Source organism: Paenibacillus shenyangensis, from assembly GCF_000346635.1.
Taxonomy (GTDB): Bacteria; Bacillota; Bacilli; order Paenibacillales; family Paenibacillaceae; genus Saccharibacillus; species Saccharibacillus dauci.
In genome coordinates this window covers 53,368-67,695 of sequence record NZ_AOIG01000031.1, presented here as the reverse complement: position 1 = coordinate 67,695, position 14,328 = coordinate 53,368, and the positions used below count along the sequence as shown (strand labels likewise).

The window sequence follows — 14,328 nt, the reverse complement described above, 5'->3', positions numbered from 1 at the left end:
TTTATTTTCGTCAACACTTTTTTGTGACTTGAATTCAGTGTTTTGAAGGAGAGTTTTAACCATCTACTCTCCTGAATACAACCTGTATTCAATTGGTGCGAAATCCAATTTATCATACATAATTGTTGGTCGTCAAGACTCGTTATTAATTTTCTGCTTGAGGGTATCTTGCACTGCGGACGTATTTGGCCAGTTCTTTTTGCGGGGCAAATCGTGCATACATTTTGAAGATGGTTTTATAACGTTTATCAATAGCCTGGCGAATATCATTATTCAGCCGCTGATCGCTCAGATCAAAAAGCATTTCGTCCAGTTCCTTTCTTAGGACATAGGCCATTTCTTTACATTCTCTCTCATTCAATAACATTCCAAGCATACGTAGTCCTCCCTAGTAACCCTTCACTTTATATATTAACCTTTGCTGCTGGCTGTCTGATTGTTAAATTATTGCCAGTCATATCATAGCAGTCTAGATAGTGATGATTTAACCTAATTCCGTATGCTTGTAACTGCATTTACTTAAAAATCCATGGTTTCTAGCTGCGTACCAACCAATAAGTTATTGTACTTTCTATCCCGGCAGCTACAACAAGCATAATTACAAGCCAAAATGAAGCAGTAATGGTTGATCTTATAAATTGTTTACGCTCTGTTTTTAGTCTGTATCGTGCTGCGCTATCCCATGTAGTAAGACTATCCAAAATGAGCTTCCCGAACTTCAGACCGTATGCTGCAGCAATCAGAATAGCCGGTATCTCTATAATGCCATGTGGTAGTAGACCTTTTACAATAAGAGTAACTATGTCTACTCCCTCCATATTGCGGGAATATACAAGGAATCCAATCATCATCCCATTCATCACCAGAAAGATAACCGGAAAAATACCAAGAAAAATGCCAAGATAAATGACTAGTATACTTTTGATTGCATTATTGAAGAAGATAAATATAAAGTAACTGAGTTCTACATTATTGCTCTGCTGCAGCTGTTGGGTGACTCCACGCAGTTGTTCTAGCTGCTTCTCCAAATATTCCCCTAACGGTACTGCCAGCCATACACCTGCGATAATACCGATAATAAATAAAACAAGCGATACCAGAAGCATCGTTTTGTTGATACGAAGATCATTCCAGAACGTACGTAATGAGAACATGGTTGCTCCTTTCTCCGGTTATATACCTGATTGAATTGATAAAGATAAAGAGACAGGAGGATGGATTCCTTTATCCCTGTCTCTCTATACTTTAGTATTTATTTAAAGATATTAAATGGTTATTCAAACATAGTTACTGCTCATATTTCTGAATAACACGTTTAGCAAGTTCCTCATATAGCTGACCAATCTCAGTCTCATTATTGTAGACAGAAGGTGAAAACTCTGGATCGGTCGGCAGATTCTCTGGCGCACCCAGTGGAATCTGAGCGAGCAGTTCCGTATGCAGGTTCTCTGCCAGCATGCCACCGCCGCCTCTGCCAAACACATAGTCTTTCTGCCCATCACGTGTCTGGTAGTATGCCATATTCTCGACAACCCCCAAAATTTCATGATTGGTCTGCAGTGCCATAGCTCCTGCTCTTGCAGCAACATAAGCAGCTGTAGCATGTGGTGTGGTTACCAGGATCTCTTTACTTTGTGGCAGCATTTGGTGCACATCGAGTGCTACATCTCCTGTACCGGGTGGAAGGTCAAGCAGCATATAATCCAATTCTCCCCAATCTACGTCTGCAAAAAATTGACGTAGCATTTTTCCCAGCATCGGTCCACGCCAGATCACAGGGTTATTCTCACGGATGAAGAAGCCCATGGACATGACTTTGACACCAAATCGTTCTACAGGCTGGATACGACCTTCTTCTACAACAGGACCTTCTTCGATTCCCATCATATCAGGTACACTGAATCCGTAAATGTCTGCATCAATAACGCCTACTTTTTTGCCAAGTCTAGCAAGGGAAGCAGCCAGGTTGACAGTTACTGTAGATTTTCCGACTCCACCCTTGCCACTTGCTACTGCAATAAAACGTACTCCGGAATTCTCACTGATAATAGAGAGATTCTCCAGACCTGCTGCATGCCCTTTCTGCTCGATCTCTTCGTCGGTAGGTGAAGAAGCTTCCTCGGGTGACAATAGACGTCTGACAGCTTCCATTTCAAGATCTGATGGCTCTCTGAATCGAATATGAATATCAATCGGTTGTACAATCTGAAGAGCCTGACGTACTGCCTGCTCTACCGTATCTTTATACTCCTGTCCCAGTTCAATACTGACTACGGTCAATGAGATACGGGTCTCCTTGATCATTACATCCCGTATTAACTGCATTTCCAGGAGTGGGAAATCATACTCTGGGTCTTTAACTTTGCTTAATAGTTCAAGTACATATTCTCTTGATAGCATGAATGGTGCACTCCTTATCAGATCAAATTAATATACCTCTATATATACAGCGTACCCATAATCATTGCCATTATAGCATTGTATACGGTTGCTTAGCGAATGGTTCAGCTGGCCTTCAGATTATCTGTATTCACCAAAACACACCAAAAAGCTCTAATCTCCTGCATATCTACAGGTATTAGAGCTTTCGATCAATTATCTTACTGTGGAATGCGCTCAGCCATACCTTCGATCAGAATCTCCGCAACTTCTGGACGCGTAAATTCAGGTGGTGGACACTTACCTTCTCGAAGTAGCGCTCTTACCTTGGTACCTGACAACGTTAAATGCTGCTCTTTGGGATGTGGGCAGGTTTTACTGGAGGCCATATTACCGCATTTGGTACAGAAGAAGCTATGTTCAAAAAAGAGGGGGGTAATATCGAGTTCCTCTGCTGTAAAGTTGGAGAATATCTCCTGTGCCTCATAGGTTCCATAATAATCACCTACACCTGCATGATCCCGTCCTACAATAAAGTGAGTACAACCATAGTTTTTACGGACCATAGCATGGAATATAGCTTCTCTCGGCCCTGCATAACGCATAGCGGCAGGGAATACTCCCAGAAAAGCACGATCCTGAGGATAGTAGTTTTCCAGTAATACCAGATAACTGCGCATACGCACATCTGCCGGTACATCATCTGACTTGGTCTCTCCTACCAAAGGATTCAGGAATAACGCATCAACGATCTCCATCGCACTTTTCTGAATATACTCGTGAGCGCGATGAACAGGATTACGAGTCTGAAACCCTACTACTGTTTTCCAGCCTTTATCAGCAAAAATTTGGCGTGTCTGGGAAGGATCATAATAGAATTCACTAAACTTCTCCGGTACAGGACGTTGCAGCACTTGTACCGGCCCACCTACATAAGTAGAAGATCTGCCAAACAGTTTTTTCACGCCTGGATGTTCAGGATCATTGGTGCGGAATACCTGGACAGCTTCTTCATTCTGATCTACCTGATAAATACTACGAACTTCCAATATTCCATAAATGACTTTATCTGTTTCTCCGACCAGAGCAACTTTCTCTCCAATAGCCAATTCGGAAGTGATCGATTCATCCAGGGCAAGGGTAATGGGTATACTCCATACCAGACCATTAGCGAGTCTCATATCTTTTAATACAGAGTGATAGTCCTGTTCTTCCATAAATCCTTCCAATGGAGAAAAGGCACCTACTGCGATCAAATCAAGATCCGATATTGTCCAGGTATTAATAGGAATCTGCTTCCATTGTCTGGCTTGTTCCAATAGTTGTTGTTTTTCGTGTCCTTCTACAAGTCGGTTAATCAGCTGACCTCCATGCGGCAGAATCTTCGTCATCTGGGTCTCTCCCTTATTATGTGATGAGTACTAGCACTTCAATACTGGATCATTTTATACTTATCCGAATAGGCATAGCGGCTAACTATCAGTATTTAGGGTCCATTTACAATTAAAATAAATCATTTATGTGTAGACCGTTGTTCAGCTGTAAGGGAATAGCATAATGTGTTCTATGAACAAAGGCAAAAGTCCGACAAGACTATCGATATTTTATAGGTACTTATTTATGCAAACCGCATTCTGTCTTTTCGGATCCCGCCCAGCGTCCTGCTCGTGGATCTTCACCAGGCATTACCTGACGAGTACACTGTTCACAACCAATACTAGGGTAATGACGATCATGCAAAGGATTATAAATGATATCATTATCGCGAATATACTGCCATACATCTTCTGAAGTCCAATCTGCAATCGGATTAAACTTCATTAATCCAAATTTGTAATCATATTCAACCTTCTTGGCATTGGCACGTGTAGGCGCCTGATCCCGGCGAATACCAGTAATCCATGAATCATATTGGGAAAGGATCCGGGTTAATGGCTCTACTTTACGTATATTGCAGCATGCATTCGGATCCACTGTCCAAAGAGACTCTCCGTGAGCAACTGCCTGTTCTTCTGGTGTTAGTTTTGGTGCTACTTTGACAAAATTAATACCATAACGTTCTACCATACGATCACGTGTCTCATACGTTTCTTGGAAATGAAAGTCAGTGTCGAGGTAAAAAATATCTGTAGAAGGGCTTATTGTCTGCAGCATGTCTACAATAACTACATCCTCTGCTCCAAAGCTGCAGGCAAAAGTAAGACTCTCAAAATTATCTACGGCCCAACGAATCACTTGCTCCGCTGATGCATGCTCCAACTCTTCTGCTTTAACTCTAGCCAGCTCTTCCTTCTCCAACAGATTCATATTATTTCCCCCATCTAAATTAGTTTTTTTCAATTTGGAAAAAAGTACTCATGAGCTATTCATCTCTTGTTAGGAAGATCGATGAACCGGACTTTACTCATGAATGCCCAACTCACCTAGGACATTAACTTCATAATTACACAAATTAAATGAGACTTGAATTAAACCGACTAAACAACTAAGAATTATAAGTATATTATAGTAGCTTGTATCCTTCTCTTCAAGACAATCTTGAAATTTCTTTTAAAAATATTAAATCAATGAGTAATACTTTCTCATTCGTAATTATATATTTTATTGTATGAGGATTTGCGAGGAGATATGAGTTGTGGATAAATAGCTTAATAAGGATATTTTCTTTATTTGCGTTCCTCTTATACACAGGCTTATACACATATTCCAGGCTACATTTTATTTACTGTATGATTAACCACTTCTTTTTTCCACAGGTTGTATACAATAGTGCATGATTTATCTTTCTGATAACATGTATAGATTTCTGATGACAAGTATAGAACTGAGATTTAATACACAAATAAAAAAGCCTTTCCTCTGCAAGAGAGAAAAGACTTTTGAATGAAAATTAACGTTTGGAGAACTGAGGTGCGCGACGAGCCGCTTTAAGACCGTATTTTTTACGCTCTTTCATACGTGGGTCACGAGTCAGGAATCCAGCTTTTTTCAGGGAACCGCGAAGTTCTGGATCAGCTTTCAGCAATGCACGGGAGATACCGTGACGAATTGCTCCTGCTTGACCAGAGATACCGCCGCCATGAGCCAGTACGATTACATCGTAGCTGCCCAGTGTTTCAGTCAGGTTCAGTGGTTGTTTAACGATCAGTTTGAGAGTTTCCAAACCGAAATATTCATTGATGTCGCGTTTGTTGATGACAATGCGTCCTTCACCCGGTACAAGGCGAACACGTGCTACCGAATGTTTACGACGACCTGTCCCATAGTATTGTACTTGTGCCATGAAACTGTCCTCCTTTTAATTATCCGCGAAGTTCGTAAACTTCTGGTTTTTGTGCTGCATGTGGATGTTCTGCGCCAGCGTATGCTTTCAGACGCAGCTTCATTGCGTTACCTTGACGAGTTTTTGGAAGCATACCGTGTACAGCTGCTTCGATTACACGCTCAGGTTTGTTAGCGAGCAATTCTTGAGCATTCGTCACTTTCAGGCCACCTGGGTGCATGGAATGACGATAGTATTTTTTGTCTTGCAGTTTTTTACCAGTCAGGTGAATTTTTTCAGCATTGATTACGATAACGAAATCTCCGCCATCCACGTGAGGTGTGAAAGATGGTTTATGTTTACCGCGGATCAGTGCTGCGGCTTCACTTGCCAGACGGCCAAGTGTTTTACCTTCAGCATCAATAATGTGCCAATTGCGTTCTACTTCACTTGGCTTCGCAATATAGGTCGTGCGCATGAGAAGTTCCTCCTTAGTCTGCTTTTGAAAATTTTCATTTTCATATATGATCGTTCTTTGTTTGTGTTGTTAATACACAATGTTACATTTGTAATAGTTATTGGTTATATCAATTGTAATGTAATTTTCTTAGGGGGCTGTGGGATAGCTCTAAGAAAACACAACTTTTATTTTACAGGATGAATCAGCGTTAAGCAAGCACTATTTAACCTTTTTTCAGACTTTTTTTATTGGATCATTTATCTTGAAAATTAACGTCATCATAGTGTACTCCCCACATCGTCAACGCCTTACTGATAGCGGTAGGACCTGCAGCGCTGCGATCGCATGCTGCAATCATTCCTGGTATGGCATCCGGCTTATGCTTGCCTTCTCCTACCTGAATGAGTGTTCCCATAATAATCCGTACCATGTGCTGTAAAAAGCCATTACCCGTAATATAAAAATGCAGGATTCCCTGGTCTCTTGTATGAGGACGTGTCTGAGAATAATCAATCTCTAGTCTCGTCTCCAGTACCGTACGAATATGGTTCTGCTTTTGGGAATAACGAGAAGCAAATGAAGTGAAGTCATAGGTTCCTACAAAGTGATGAAAAGCTTCTTCCATTGCCTGAACATTCAGTCTAGCCGGATGATGCAGCTGCATATGACGCAAAAATACATCAGCATACTGATTCGCATTGATCGTATACCGGTAAGTTTTGCGCTTGGCAGAGCGCCTGGAATGAAACTCCAGTGGAACATTCTGAGCCCCTGTCACAACAATATCCCTGGGCAGACGGCCGTTAAGGGCCAGAGGCCAGCGATCTGCAGGTATAGGGGAGTCTGTCATAAAGTTAAATACCTGGCCTACTGCATGTACTCCAGCATCTGTACGCCCTGAGCCATGGATTTTCGGCTTTTCGCCAATAAGAGTTGCTATAGCTTTTTCTAAATGATCTTGTACGGTATTCCCGTCCGGCTGTGTCTGAAAGCCATTATAACGACTTCCATCATAGTTTACGGTCATACATAGATTACGCATGTATCTCACACCTTTATATACACATACAAAGTGAGGGAGCCCCTAGTGGAGCTCCCTCCTTTATCTTGATACCAGTAACTTATCCAGACAGAGAAAAAAAGGGCTTTGTCAGAATCCGATGACCCTGTCCACCCTTCTTTATCTGCATGTTACGCGCGGTCTACCAGTTCAAGGTAAACCATAGGTGCAGCGTCGCCACGACGAGGTCCCAGTTTCAGGATACGAGTGTATCCACCTGGACGCTCTGCATAACGAGTTGCCAGTTCAGAGAACAATTTTTGAATTGCATCTTGTCCACCATCGAGAGATTCGCGACGTACATAAGCAGCTACTTGACGACGAGCATGCAGATCTCCACGCTTGGACAGGGTGATCAGCTTTTCAGCGATAGAACGAAGTTCTTTTGCCTTTGCTTCTGTCGTTTGAATACGCTCATATAAGAACAGGTCAGTTACCATATCACGGAACAGTGCTTTACGAGCGCTGGAGTTGCGACCCAATTTTTGATATGCCATATTGTATTCCCTCCTTCTTTAAATAATTAAGTGACTATTCTTCCTGACGCAGACCAAGACCCAGTTCCTGAAGCTTCTCTTGAACTTCTTCAAGAGATTTACGTCCCAGGTTGCGGACTTTCATCATGTCATCTTCGGATTTAGTAGTCAGTTCTTGTACCGTATTGATGCCGGCACGTTTCAAGCAGTTGTAAGAACGTACAGAGAGGTCAAGCTCTTCGATAGTCATCTCGAGCACTTTCTCTTTTTTGTCCTCTTCTTTTTCGACCATAATTTCAGCGTCTTTAGCTTCGTCGGTCAGACCTACGAACAGCATCAGATGCTCGGTCAGAATTTTGGCACCCAGACTTACTGCCTCTTCCGGACGAATGCTTCCATCTGTCCAGATCTCGATAGTCAGCTTGTCATAGTTCGTGACCTGGCCAACACGAGTATTTTCGATACCATAGTTAACACGGGAGATCGGAGTATAAATCGAATCGATCGGAATCACGCCGATAGGCTGATCAGAACGTTTGTTTTTATCTGCCGCTACATAACCGCGTCCACGATTTGCAAAAATACGCATGTGGAGTCTAGAACCTGGAGCCAGAGTGGCAATATGAAGATCCGGGTTAAGGATTTCCACGTCACTATCAGCACGGATATCTCCTGCAGTGACCACTCCATCTCCTTCTGCATCAATCTCTAACAATTTTTCTTCATCAGAGTGGATTTTCAGAGAAAGGGCCTTGAGGTTCAAAATAATTTCCGTAACGTCTTCCATTACTCCTTGAACCGTTGAGAACTCGTGCAATACACCATCGATTTGTACGGATGTTACCGCTGCTCCCGGAAGAGAAGAAAGCAAGATCCGGCGAAGTGAATTGCCAAGTGTTGTGCCGTAACCACGTTCGAGAGGTTCTACGATGAACTTGCCATAGGTTCCTTCATCATTTACATCTACGGTCTCAATTTTCGGCTTTTCGATTTCTATCACTGCAATATCCCTCCTTCAAAACGTCGCTTCGGTGAAACTGTCGCTAAAACTTTATTCAATAGACATGCAGTAGTCCCCGGCAAGCATAAATGCATCTCCGGGAGTATGACCACATTGAAGAGACATGCTTCGATTATACGCGACGACGTTTTGGTGGACGGCATCCGTTATGCGGGATTGGAGTTACATCCTTAATCAGGTTAACTTCCAGACCAGCTGCTTGCAGAGAACGAATTGCTGCTTCACGTCCAGCACCTGGACCTTTAACCATAACTTCAACAGCTTTCATGCCGTGTTCCATAGCTGCTTTAGCTGCTGTTTCAGCTGCCAGTTGTGCTGCGAATGGAGTGGACTTACGGGAACCTCTAAATCCAAGACCGCCGGAGCTAGCCCAGGAAATGGCATTACCATGAGGATCCGTAATAGTAACGATCGTATTGTTAAACGTGGAACGAATGTGTGCCACGCCAGATTCGATATTTTTACGGTCGCGACGCTTAGTACGTACGACTTTTTTAGCTTTAGCCATTGCTCATTAACCTCCCTTACTTCTTCTTGTTCGCTACTGTACGACGAGGACCCTTACGTGTACGAGCATTTGTTTTAGTACGTTGTCCACGAACCGGCAGACCACGACGGTGACGAACACCACGGTAGCATCCGATTTCGATCAGACGTTTGATGTTCAAAGAGATCTCACGACGAAGATCACCTTCAACCTTTGTACTTTCAATTGCTTCACGCAGTTTTCCTACTTCATCTTCAGTTAGATCGCGGACACGAGTGTTAAAGTCAATACCTGTACCACTCAGAATTTTCTGGGAAGTCGTTTTACCGATTCCGAAAATATATGTCAAGGCGATCTCAACGCGCTTATCACGTGGTAAATCTACACCAGCTATACGTGCCATTACGCTACACCTCCTCGATTAATTAACCTTGCTTTTGTTTGTGCTTAGGGTTTTCACAAATTACCATTACATTCCCTTTGCGGCGAATGACTTTGCATTTTTCGCAGATGGGCTTTACAGAAGGTCTTACCTTCATGTTAATTACCTCCTCAAGTTTTACTACCGTAAAACTTATTTCGTCAGCATATTATCTGCACCACAAATTTATATCACATAAGTATCTATTATACCATAGATTTATGCATTTGTGTTTTATTTACGATAAGTTATACGACCTTTTGTCAAATCATAAGGTGAAAGTTGAACTACCACCTTATCTCCAGTCAGAATACGGATAAAGTGCATCCGCAGCTTACCGGAAACATGAGCAAGAATCTGGTGACCATTTTCCAGCTCAACTTTGAACGTTGCATTCGGCAATGGTTCAAGAACCACGCCTTCTACCTCAATAACATCCTCTTTAGCCACAATGAGTTCCTCCTTAAACCGTATTTTTTTCGGCAGATTCAACAAACTTGGCAACTGCATGACGCAACTTTCCGTTTGTGACCCGTCCGCTTTCTTGCAAACTGTCTACGATTTCGCTACTCACCATCGGCATCAGCTCCAGATGAAGCAGATTCTTCTTCTTAGGCTGATCAAACTTGCGTTTGTTTCCGTCGGCGATATACACGAATTTCTCATCCGATATTGCAATGATTACAGCAGGTTGGCCAGCTCCTTTTCCCTTCGAAACTCTCACAACTTGACCGACCTGCGGGGATGTCCCTAGTTTCAAAACAATCACCTACGCGTTAAGTTTTGTGAAAATTTCCATACCGTCCGGTGTAACCGCAACTGTATGTTCAAAATGGGCACACAGTGAGCCATCAACCGTAACTACTGTCCATTTGTCTTCCAACGTTTTCACTTGCTGCCCACCAACATTCACCATCGGTTCAATTGCGAGAACCATTCCTGGTTTTAGCCGTGGACCCCGATCTGCGATCCCATAATTCGGGATTTTCGGATCTTCGTGCAATTTGGTTCCAATCCCGTGACCGACATACTCTCGTACGACTGACATCCCGGCATCTTCAATAAAACGCTGTATCGCATGTGATATTGTAAACAGACGCACCTCCGGTTTTACCAGGTCTAGTCCTGCAAATAAAGCCCCTTCTGTGACTTCCAAAAGACGCTTCGCTTCGTCAGAAATTTGTCCTACCGGATAGGTCCACGCCGAATCACCGTGATACCCCTGATACTGAGCTCCAATATCAAAAGTAACGATGTCGCCTTCTTGCAGTTTGCGTTTGCTTGGGAATCCATGAACAAGCTGCTCATTCACCGAAGCACAAATACTGGCAGGAAAACCATTGTATCCTTTGAACGATGGCAAGGCATTCTGGCTGCGAATATAACGGTCCGCAAGTTGATCGAGCTCTTCCGTTGTAATCCCTGGCTCGATAGACTGTTTGATCAAAGCGTGTGTTTCCGCTACGATTCGCCCTGCTTCTCGCATAAAGCCAAGTTCTGTTTCGGATTTGCAAATGATCATTCCGCTTAACCTCTCAGCAATGACACAATATCCTGTGATACTACGTCAATGCCTTGTTCGCCATCAATATCTCTCAGAAGATTGCGATCTCCGTAGTAAGAGAGCAAAGGTGCCGTCTTGTTACCGTACTCGTCAAGGCGGGTTGCTACACTTTCTTCGTTATCATCAGGTCTCTGATAGAGTTCCCCACCATCGATATCACATACGCCTTCTTGCTTCGGCGGATTAAATACGATGTGGTAAGTAGCACCGCAGGTTCTGCAAATGCGTCGTCCAGTAATACGAACGAGCAGCTTATCCCGGTCTACTTTTAGATTGATTACGTGGTCCAGCTTACGGTCCATTGCCGCCAGCATTTTATCCAGCGCCTCAGCTTGAGCCAAAGTTCTAGGATAACCGTCAAGCAAAAAACCTTTTTCACAGTCAGGTTGAGCGAGCCGCTCTTCCACGATTCCATTGGTTACATCATCCGGTACCAGCAAACCCTGGTCAATGAATTCTTTGGCTTTTACTCCGATGGGAGTTTCCTGTTTGATCGCCAGACGAAATGCATCGCCTGTAGAAATATGAGGAATACCCAGCTCTTTCACAATCACAGCAGCTTGTGTTCCTTTACCTGCTCCCGGAGGTCCCATGAATATAATGTTCACGCTTCGTCACTCCCCCTAAAACTACTCTTGCAAGAACAGCACGAAAGGTGCCGGATATGAATGGGACACCCCATTCAGCCGGAACCTGCCGTCTATTTATTGATAAAACCCTTATAATGGCGTTTGATAAGCTGGCTTTCGATCGTTTTCATGGTATCCAGTGCAACACCGATAACGATGAGAAGGGAAGTACCACCGATCTGAACGGATTTAGGCAGACCCGAGATTGCTCCCAGGAATACTGGTAATACCGAGATGAGCGCCAGGAACAGTGAACCGGTCATGGTCAAACGAGTCATAACACGAGTCAAGTAGGTAGCCGTAGGCTTGCCTGGACGAACGCCTGGAATATAACCACCGTTCTTCTTCATATTATCTGCCATTTGTGTAGGATTCATTTGCACAAATGTATAGAAGAAAGTAAAGCCTATAATCATTATAACATACAGCACCATACCGAGCGGCTGATCATACCAAAGATTCTTGGTAATCCATTGTGCCCAGAGATGTGTAGACCAAAAGCTTGCTATAATGATCGGGAATTGAAGCAGGGATACAGCGAAGATTACAGGGATAACACCAGCTGAATTGATCTTCAGTGGAATATGTGTATTCTGACCGCCATACATTTTGTTACCTACAACGCGTTTTGCATATTGCACCGGAATTTTCCGAATCCCTTGTTGGATAAAGATAACACCGACAACAATCAAAACTACGACAATAACAACGACAACCAGTTTCACAACGTTCATGAACGTTTGACCTGGCGCCAAGAAATCCGATTGAACCATATCACGAATATGCTGTGGAATTGCTGCCACGATCCCCGCGAAGATGATAATCGAGATCCCGTTACCAATTCCTTTTTCAGTGATCTGCTCGCCAAGCCACATCAGGAAAGATGTACCGGCCGTCAATACAAGTGCAATCAGAACATAACTCCAGATAGTAGCACCTGGAATCATTTCTGTGTTGTATAGACGGTTAAAGCCGATCGATGTACCAAAGGCCTGAATCAGACCCAGAATAACTGTACCGTAGCGAGTAATCTGTGCTAGCTTCTTTTTACCGTGTTCCCCTTGTTTTGCCCATTCCGCAAATTTCGGAATGACATCCATCGACAGTAACTGTACGATGATGGACGCTGTGATATACGGCATAATCCCGAGGGCAAAGATCGAGAATCGAGACAATGCTCCTCCGGAGAAGGTATTTAAAAGACCGAATAATTCTTGCCCCTGGTTATTTGTGGCAGTGAAAACTTCCGTGTTTACTCCAGGTACTGGTACAAACGAACCGATACGGTAGACAATCAGTACCAGCAGGGTAAATAGTATCCGATTTCTAAGATCCTCCACCCGCCATATATTCGTCAGGGTCTTGAACATTAGATCACCTCGGTTTTACCGCCGGCAGCCTCGATCTTCTCTACCGCAGATTGAGAGAACTTATTCGCTTTTACAGTCAGTTTTACAGACAGTTCGCCATTGCCCAGGATCTTGATTCCGCTTTTCGCACTTTTTACAATGCCTTGCTCCATCAAGAATTCCGGAGTAACTTCAGTATCAGCAGCCAGACTGTTCAGTTCAGCTACATTAACCAGTGCGTACTCTTTACGGGTTGGGTTAACAAATCCACGTTTCGGTAAACGACGATACAATGGGTTTTGACCGCCTTCAAATCCTGGACGAACACCGCCGCCAGAGCGTGAATTTTGTCCTTTGTGACCACGACCCGATGTTTTACCAGTACCACTACTAGTTCCGCGACCGACACGTTTACGTTCTTTACGGGAACCAGGTGCTGGAGAAAGTTCATGCAATTTCATCGTTCGTTGCACCTCCTTATTGATAATAGGCTAATCTTTCGATCAATTAGCCTTGAATTTCTTTTACAGATACCAAGTGTTGTACTTGGTTAACCATGCCACGAATAGCAGCATTGTCTTCTTGAATGACCGAATGGTTCAGTTTACGCAGTCCCAAAGTTTTTACAGTGACGCGTTGGTTTTCTGGACGACCGATCACGCTACGGACGAGGGTAATTTCCAATTTAGCCATGTGATTCCCTCCTTAACCGAGCAGCTCTTCGATTGTTTTTCCACGCAGTTTAGCTACATCTTCAGCACGTTTCAGGCGAGACAAGCCTTCCAGCGTAGCATTAACCATATTCATGGAGTTCGAAGAACCCAGGGATTTTGTCAAGATGTCACCTACACCAGCGAGTTCCAGAACGGCACGAACTGGACCACCAGCGATTACTCCAGTACCTTCAGATGCTGGCTTCAGCATTACGCGGCCTGCTCCGAATTTACCGTTTACGAGGTGAGGAATTGTAGTTCCTACGAGTGGAACGTGTACCAGGTTTTTCTTAGCATCTTCGATACCTTTACGAATCGCATCAGGTACTTCACCGGCTTTACCGAGACCAGCACCAACCCAGCCTTTACCGTCGCCTACTACTACCAGCGCGCTAAAGCTAAAACGACGTCCGCCCTTAACTACTTTAGCTACACGATTAATATGAACTACTCTTTCAGTAAGTTCTAAAGTATTTGGATCAATACGCAAGTCGTTTACCTCCTTTT

At 43.5% G+C, this 14,328-nt stretch carries 21 protein-coding genes; all 21 read right to left on the bottom strand.

Going from position 1 to position 14,328, the window contains the following annotated elements; all coding sequences use genetic code 11:
• Positions 1-145: 145 nt before the first annotated feature.
• The 21 genes from H065_RS0122695 to rpsE all read right to left on the bottom strand — a co-directional run bounded on the left by H065_RS0122695 (position 146) and on the right by rpsE (position 14,311).
• Positions 146-376: a hypothetical protein gene (locus H065_RS0122695; protein ID WP_017815397.1), complete on the bottom strand. Its 231-nt coding sequence runs from the start codon at positions 374-376 to the stop codon at positions 146-148.
• A gap of 160 nt (positions 377-536) precedes the next feature.
• Complete coding sequence (locus H065_RS0122690; RefSeq protein WP_017815396.1) at positions 537-1,154, bottom strand: stage II sporulation protein M; 618 nt, start codon at positions 1,152-1,154, stop codon at positions 537-539.
• A gap of 133 nt (positions 1,155-1,287) precedes the next feature.
• Complete coding sequence (salA, locus tag H065_RS0122685) at positions 1,288-2,400, bottom strand: iron-sulfur carrier protein/transcriptional regulator SalA (protein WP_017815395.1); 1,113 nt, start codon at positions 2,398-2,400, stop codon at positions 1,288-1,290.
• A gap of 200 nt (positions 2,401-2,600) precedes the next feature.
• Positions 2,601-3,770 (bottom strand): sulfate adenylyltransferase, encoded by a 1,170-nt coding sequence (sat, locus tag H065_RS0122680; protein ID WP_017815394.1) that lies wholly within the window; start codon positions 3,768-3,770, stop codon positions 2,601-2,603.
• A 223-nt stretch (positions 3,771-3,993) separates the two neighbouring features.
• A complete protein-coding gene (locus H065_RS0122675) occupies positions 3,994-4,686 on the bottom strand; it encodes a phosphoadenylyl-sulfate reductase (protein ID WP_017815393.1) in 693 nt (230 codons plus the stop codon).
• Positions 4,687-5,269: 583 nt separating this feature from the next.
• The gene (rpsI, locus tag H065_RS0122670; RefSeq protein WP_017815392.1) at positions 5,270-5,662 is read right to left on the bottom strand and encodes a 30S ribosomal protein S9; all 393 of its coding nucleotides are present in this window, start codon (positions 5,660-5,662) and stop codon (positions 5,270-5,272) included.
• A gap of 19 nt (positions 5,663-5,681) precedes the next feature.
• Positions 5,682-6,119 carry a 50S ribosomal protein L13 gene (gene rplM, locus H065_RS0122665; protein ID WP_017815391.1) on the bottom strand — a complete coding sequence of 146 codons (438 nt, stop codon included), beginning with the start codon at positions 6,117-6,119 and terminating at the stop codon, positions 5,682-5,684.
• A gap of 235 nt (positions 6,120-6,354) precedes the next feature.
• A complete protein-coding gene (gene truA, locus H065_RS0122660) occupies positions 6,355-7,143 on the bottom strand; it encodes a tRNA pseudouridine(38-40) synthase TruA (RefSeq protein ID WP_017815390.1) in 789 nt (262 codons plus the stop codon).
• A gap of 149 nt (positions 7,144-7,292) precedes the next feature.
• A complete protein-coding gene (gene rplQ / locus H065_RS0122655; protein ID WP_017815389.1) occupies positions 7,293-7,658 on the bottom strand; it encodes a 50S ribosomal protein L17 in 366 nt (121 codons plus the stop codon).
• A gap of 34 nt (positions 7,659-7,692) precedes the next feature.
• Positions 7,693-8,637 (bottom strand): DNA-directed RNA polymerase subunit alpha, encoded by a 945-nt coding sequence (locus tag H065_RS0122650; protein ID WP_017815388.1) that lies wholly within the window; start codon positions 8,635-8,637, stop codon positions 7,693-7,695.
• A 133-nt stretch (positions 8,638-8,770) separates the two neighbouring features.
• Positions 8,771-9,166 carry a 30S ribosomal protein S11 gene (rpsK, locus tag H065_RS0122645; RefSeq protein ID WP_017815387.1) on the bottom strand — a complete coding sequence of 132 codons (396 nt, stop codon included), beginning with the start codon at positions 9,164-9,166 and terminating at the stop codon, positions 8,771-8,773.
• A gap of 16 nt (positions 9,167-9,182) precedes the next feature.
• Positions 9,183-9,548, bottom strand: a complete 366-nt coding sequence (rpsM, locus tag H065_RS0122640) for a 30S ribosomal protein S13 (RefSeq protein ID WP_017815386.1) — start codon at positions 9,546-9,548, stop codon at positions 9,183-9,185.
• 22 nt (positions 9,549-9,570) lie between these two features.
• Positions 9,571-9,684: a 50S ribosomal protein L36 gene (gene rpmJ / locus H065_RS0122635; RefSeq protein WP_003333770.1), complete on the bottom strand. Its 114-nt coding sequence runs from the start codon at positions 9,682-9,684 to the stop codon at positions 9,571-9,573.
• Between the two features lie 116 nt (positions 9,685-9,800).
• Positions 9,801-10,016 carry a translation initiation factor IF-1 gene (gene infA, locus H065_RS0122630; RefSeq protein WP_017815385.1) on the bottom strand — a complete coding sequence of 72 codons (216 nt, stop codon included), beginning with the start codon at positions 10,014-10,016 and terminating at the stop codon, positions 9,801-9,803.
• Positions 10,017-10,029: 13 nt separating this feature from the next.
• Positions 10,030-10,326, bottom strand: a complete 297-nt coding sequence (locus H065_RS0122625; RefSeq protein ID WP_017815384.1) for a hypothetical protein — start codon at positions 10,324-10,326, stop codon at positions 10,030-10,032.
• Between the two features lie 9 nt (positions 10,327-10,335).
• Positions 10,336-11,088, bottom strand: coding sequence for a type I methionyl aminopeptidase (gene map, locus H065_RS0122620; RefSeq protein ID WP_017815383.1), 753 nt, complete (start codon positions 11,086-11,088; stop codon positions 10,336-10,338).
• A 5-nt stretch (positions 11,089-11,093) separates the two neighbouring features.
• Entirely contained in the window at positions 11,094-11,738 is a 645-nt protein-coding gene (locus H065_RS0122615) for an adenylate kinase (RefSeq protein ID WP_026136398.1), read from the bottom strand.
• Positions 11,739-11,830: 92 nt separating this feature from the next.
• Complete coding sequence (secY, locus tag H065_RS0122610; RefSeq protein WP_017815381.1) at positions 11,831-13,129, bottom strand: preprotein translocase subunit SecY; 1,299 nt, start codon at positions 13,127-13,129, stop codon at positions 11,831-11,833.
• Complete coding sequence (gene rplO, locus H065_RS0122605) at positions 13,129-13,569, bottom strand: 50S ribosomal protein L15 (protein WP_017815380.1); 441 nt, start codon at positions 13,567-13,569, stop codon at positions 13,129-13,131. The genes secY and rplO overlap by 1 nt, the downstream gene beginning before the upstream one ends.
• A 46-nt stretch (positions 13,570-13,615) precedes the next feature.
• Positions 13,616-13,801, bottom strand: a complete 186-nt coding sequence (rpmD, locus tag H065_RS0122600; RefSeq protein ID WP_017815379.1) for a 50S ribosomal protein L30 — start codon at positions 13,799-13,801, stop codon at positions 13,616-13,618.
• A gap of 12 nt (positions 13,802-13,813) precedes the next feature.
• A complete protein-coding gene (gene rpsE, locus H065_RS0122595) occupies positions 13,814-14,311 on the bottom strand; it encodes a 30S ribosomal protein S5 (RefSeq protein ID WP_017815378.1) in 498 nt (165 codons plus the stop codon).
• Positions 14,312-14,328 lie beyond the last annotated feature (17 nt).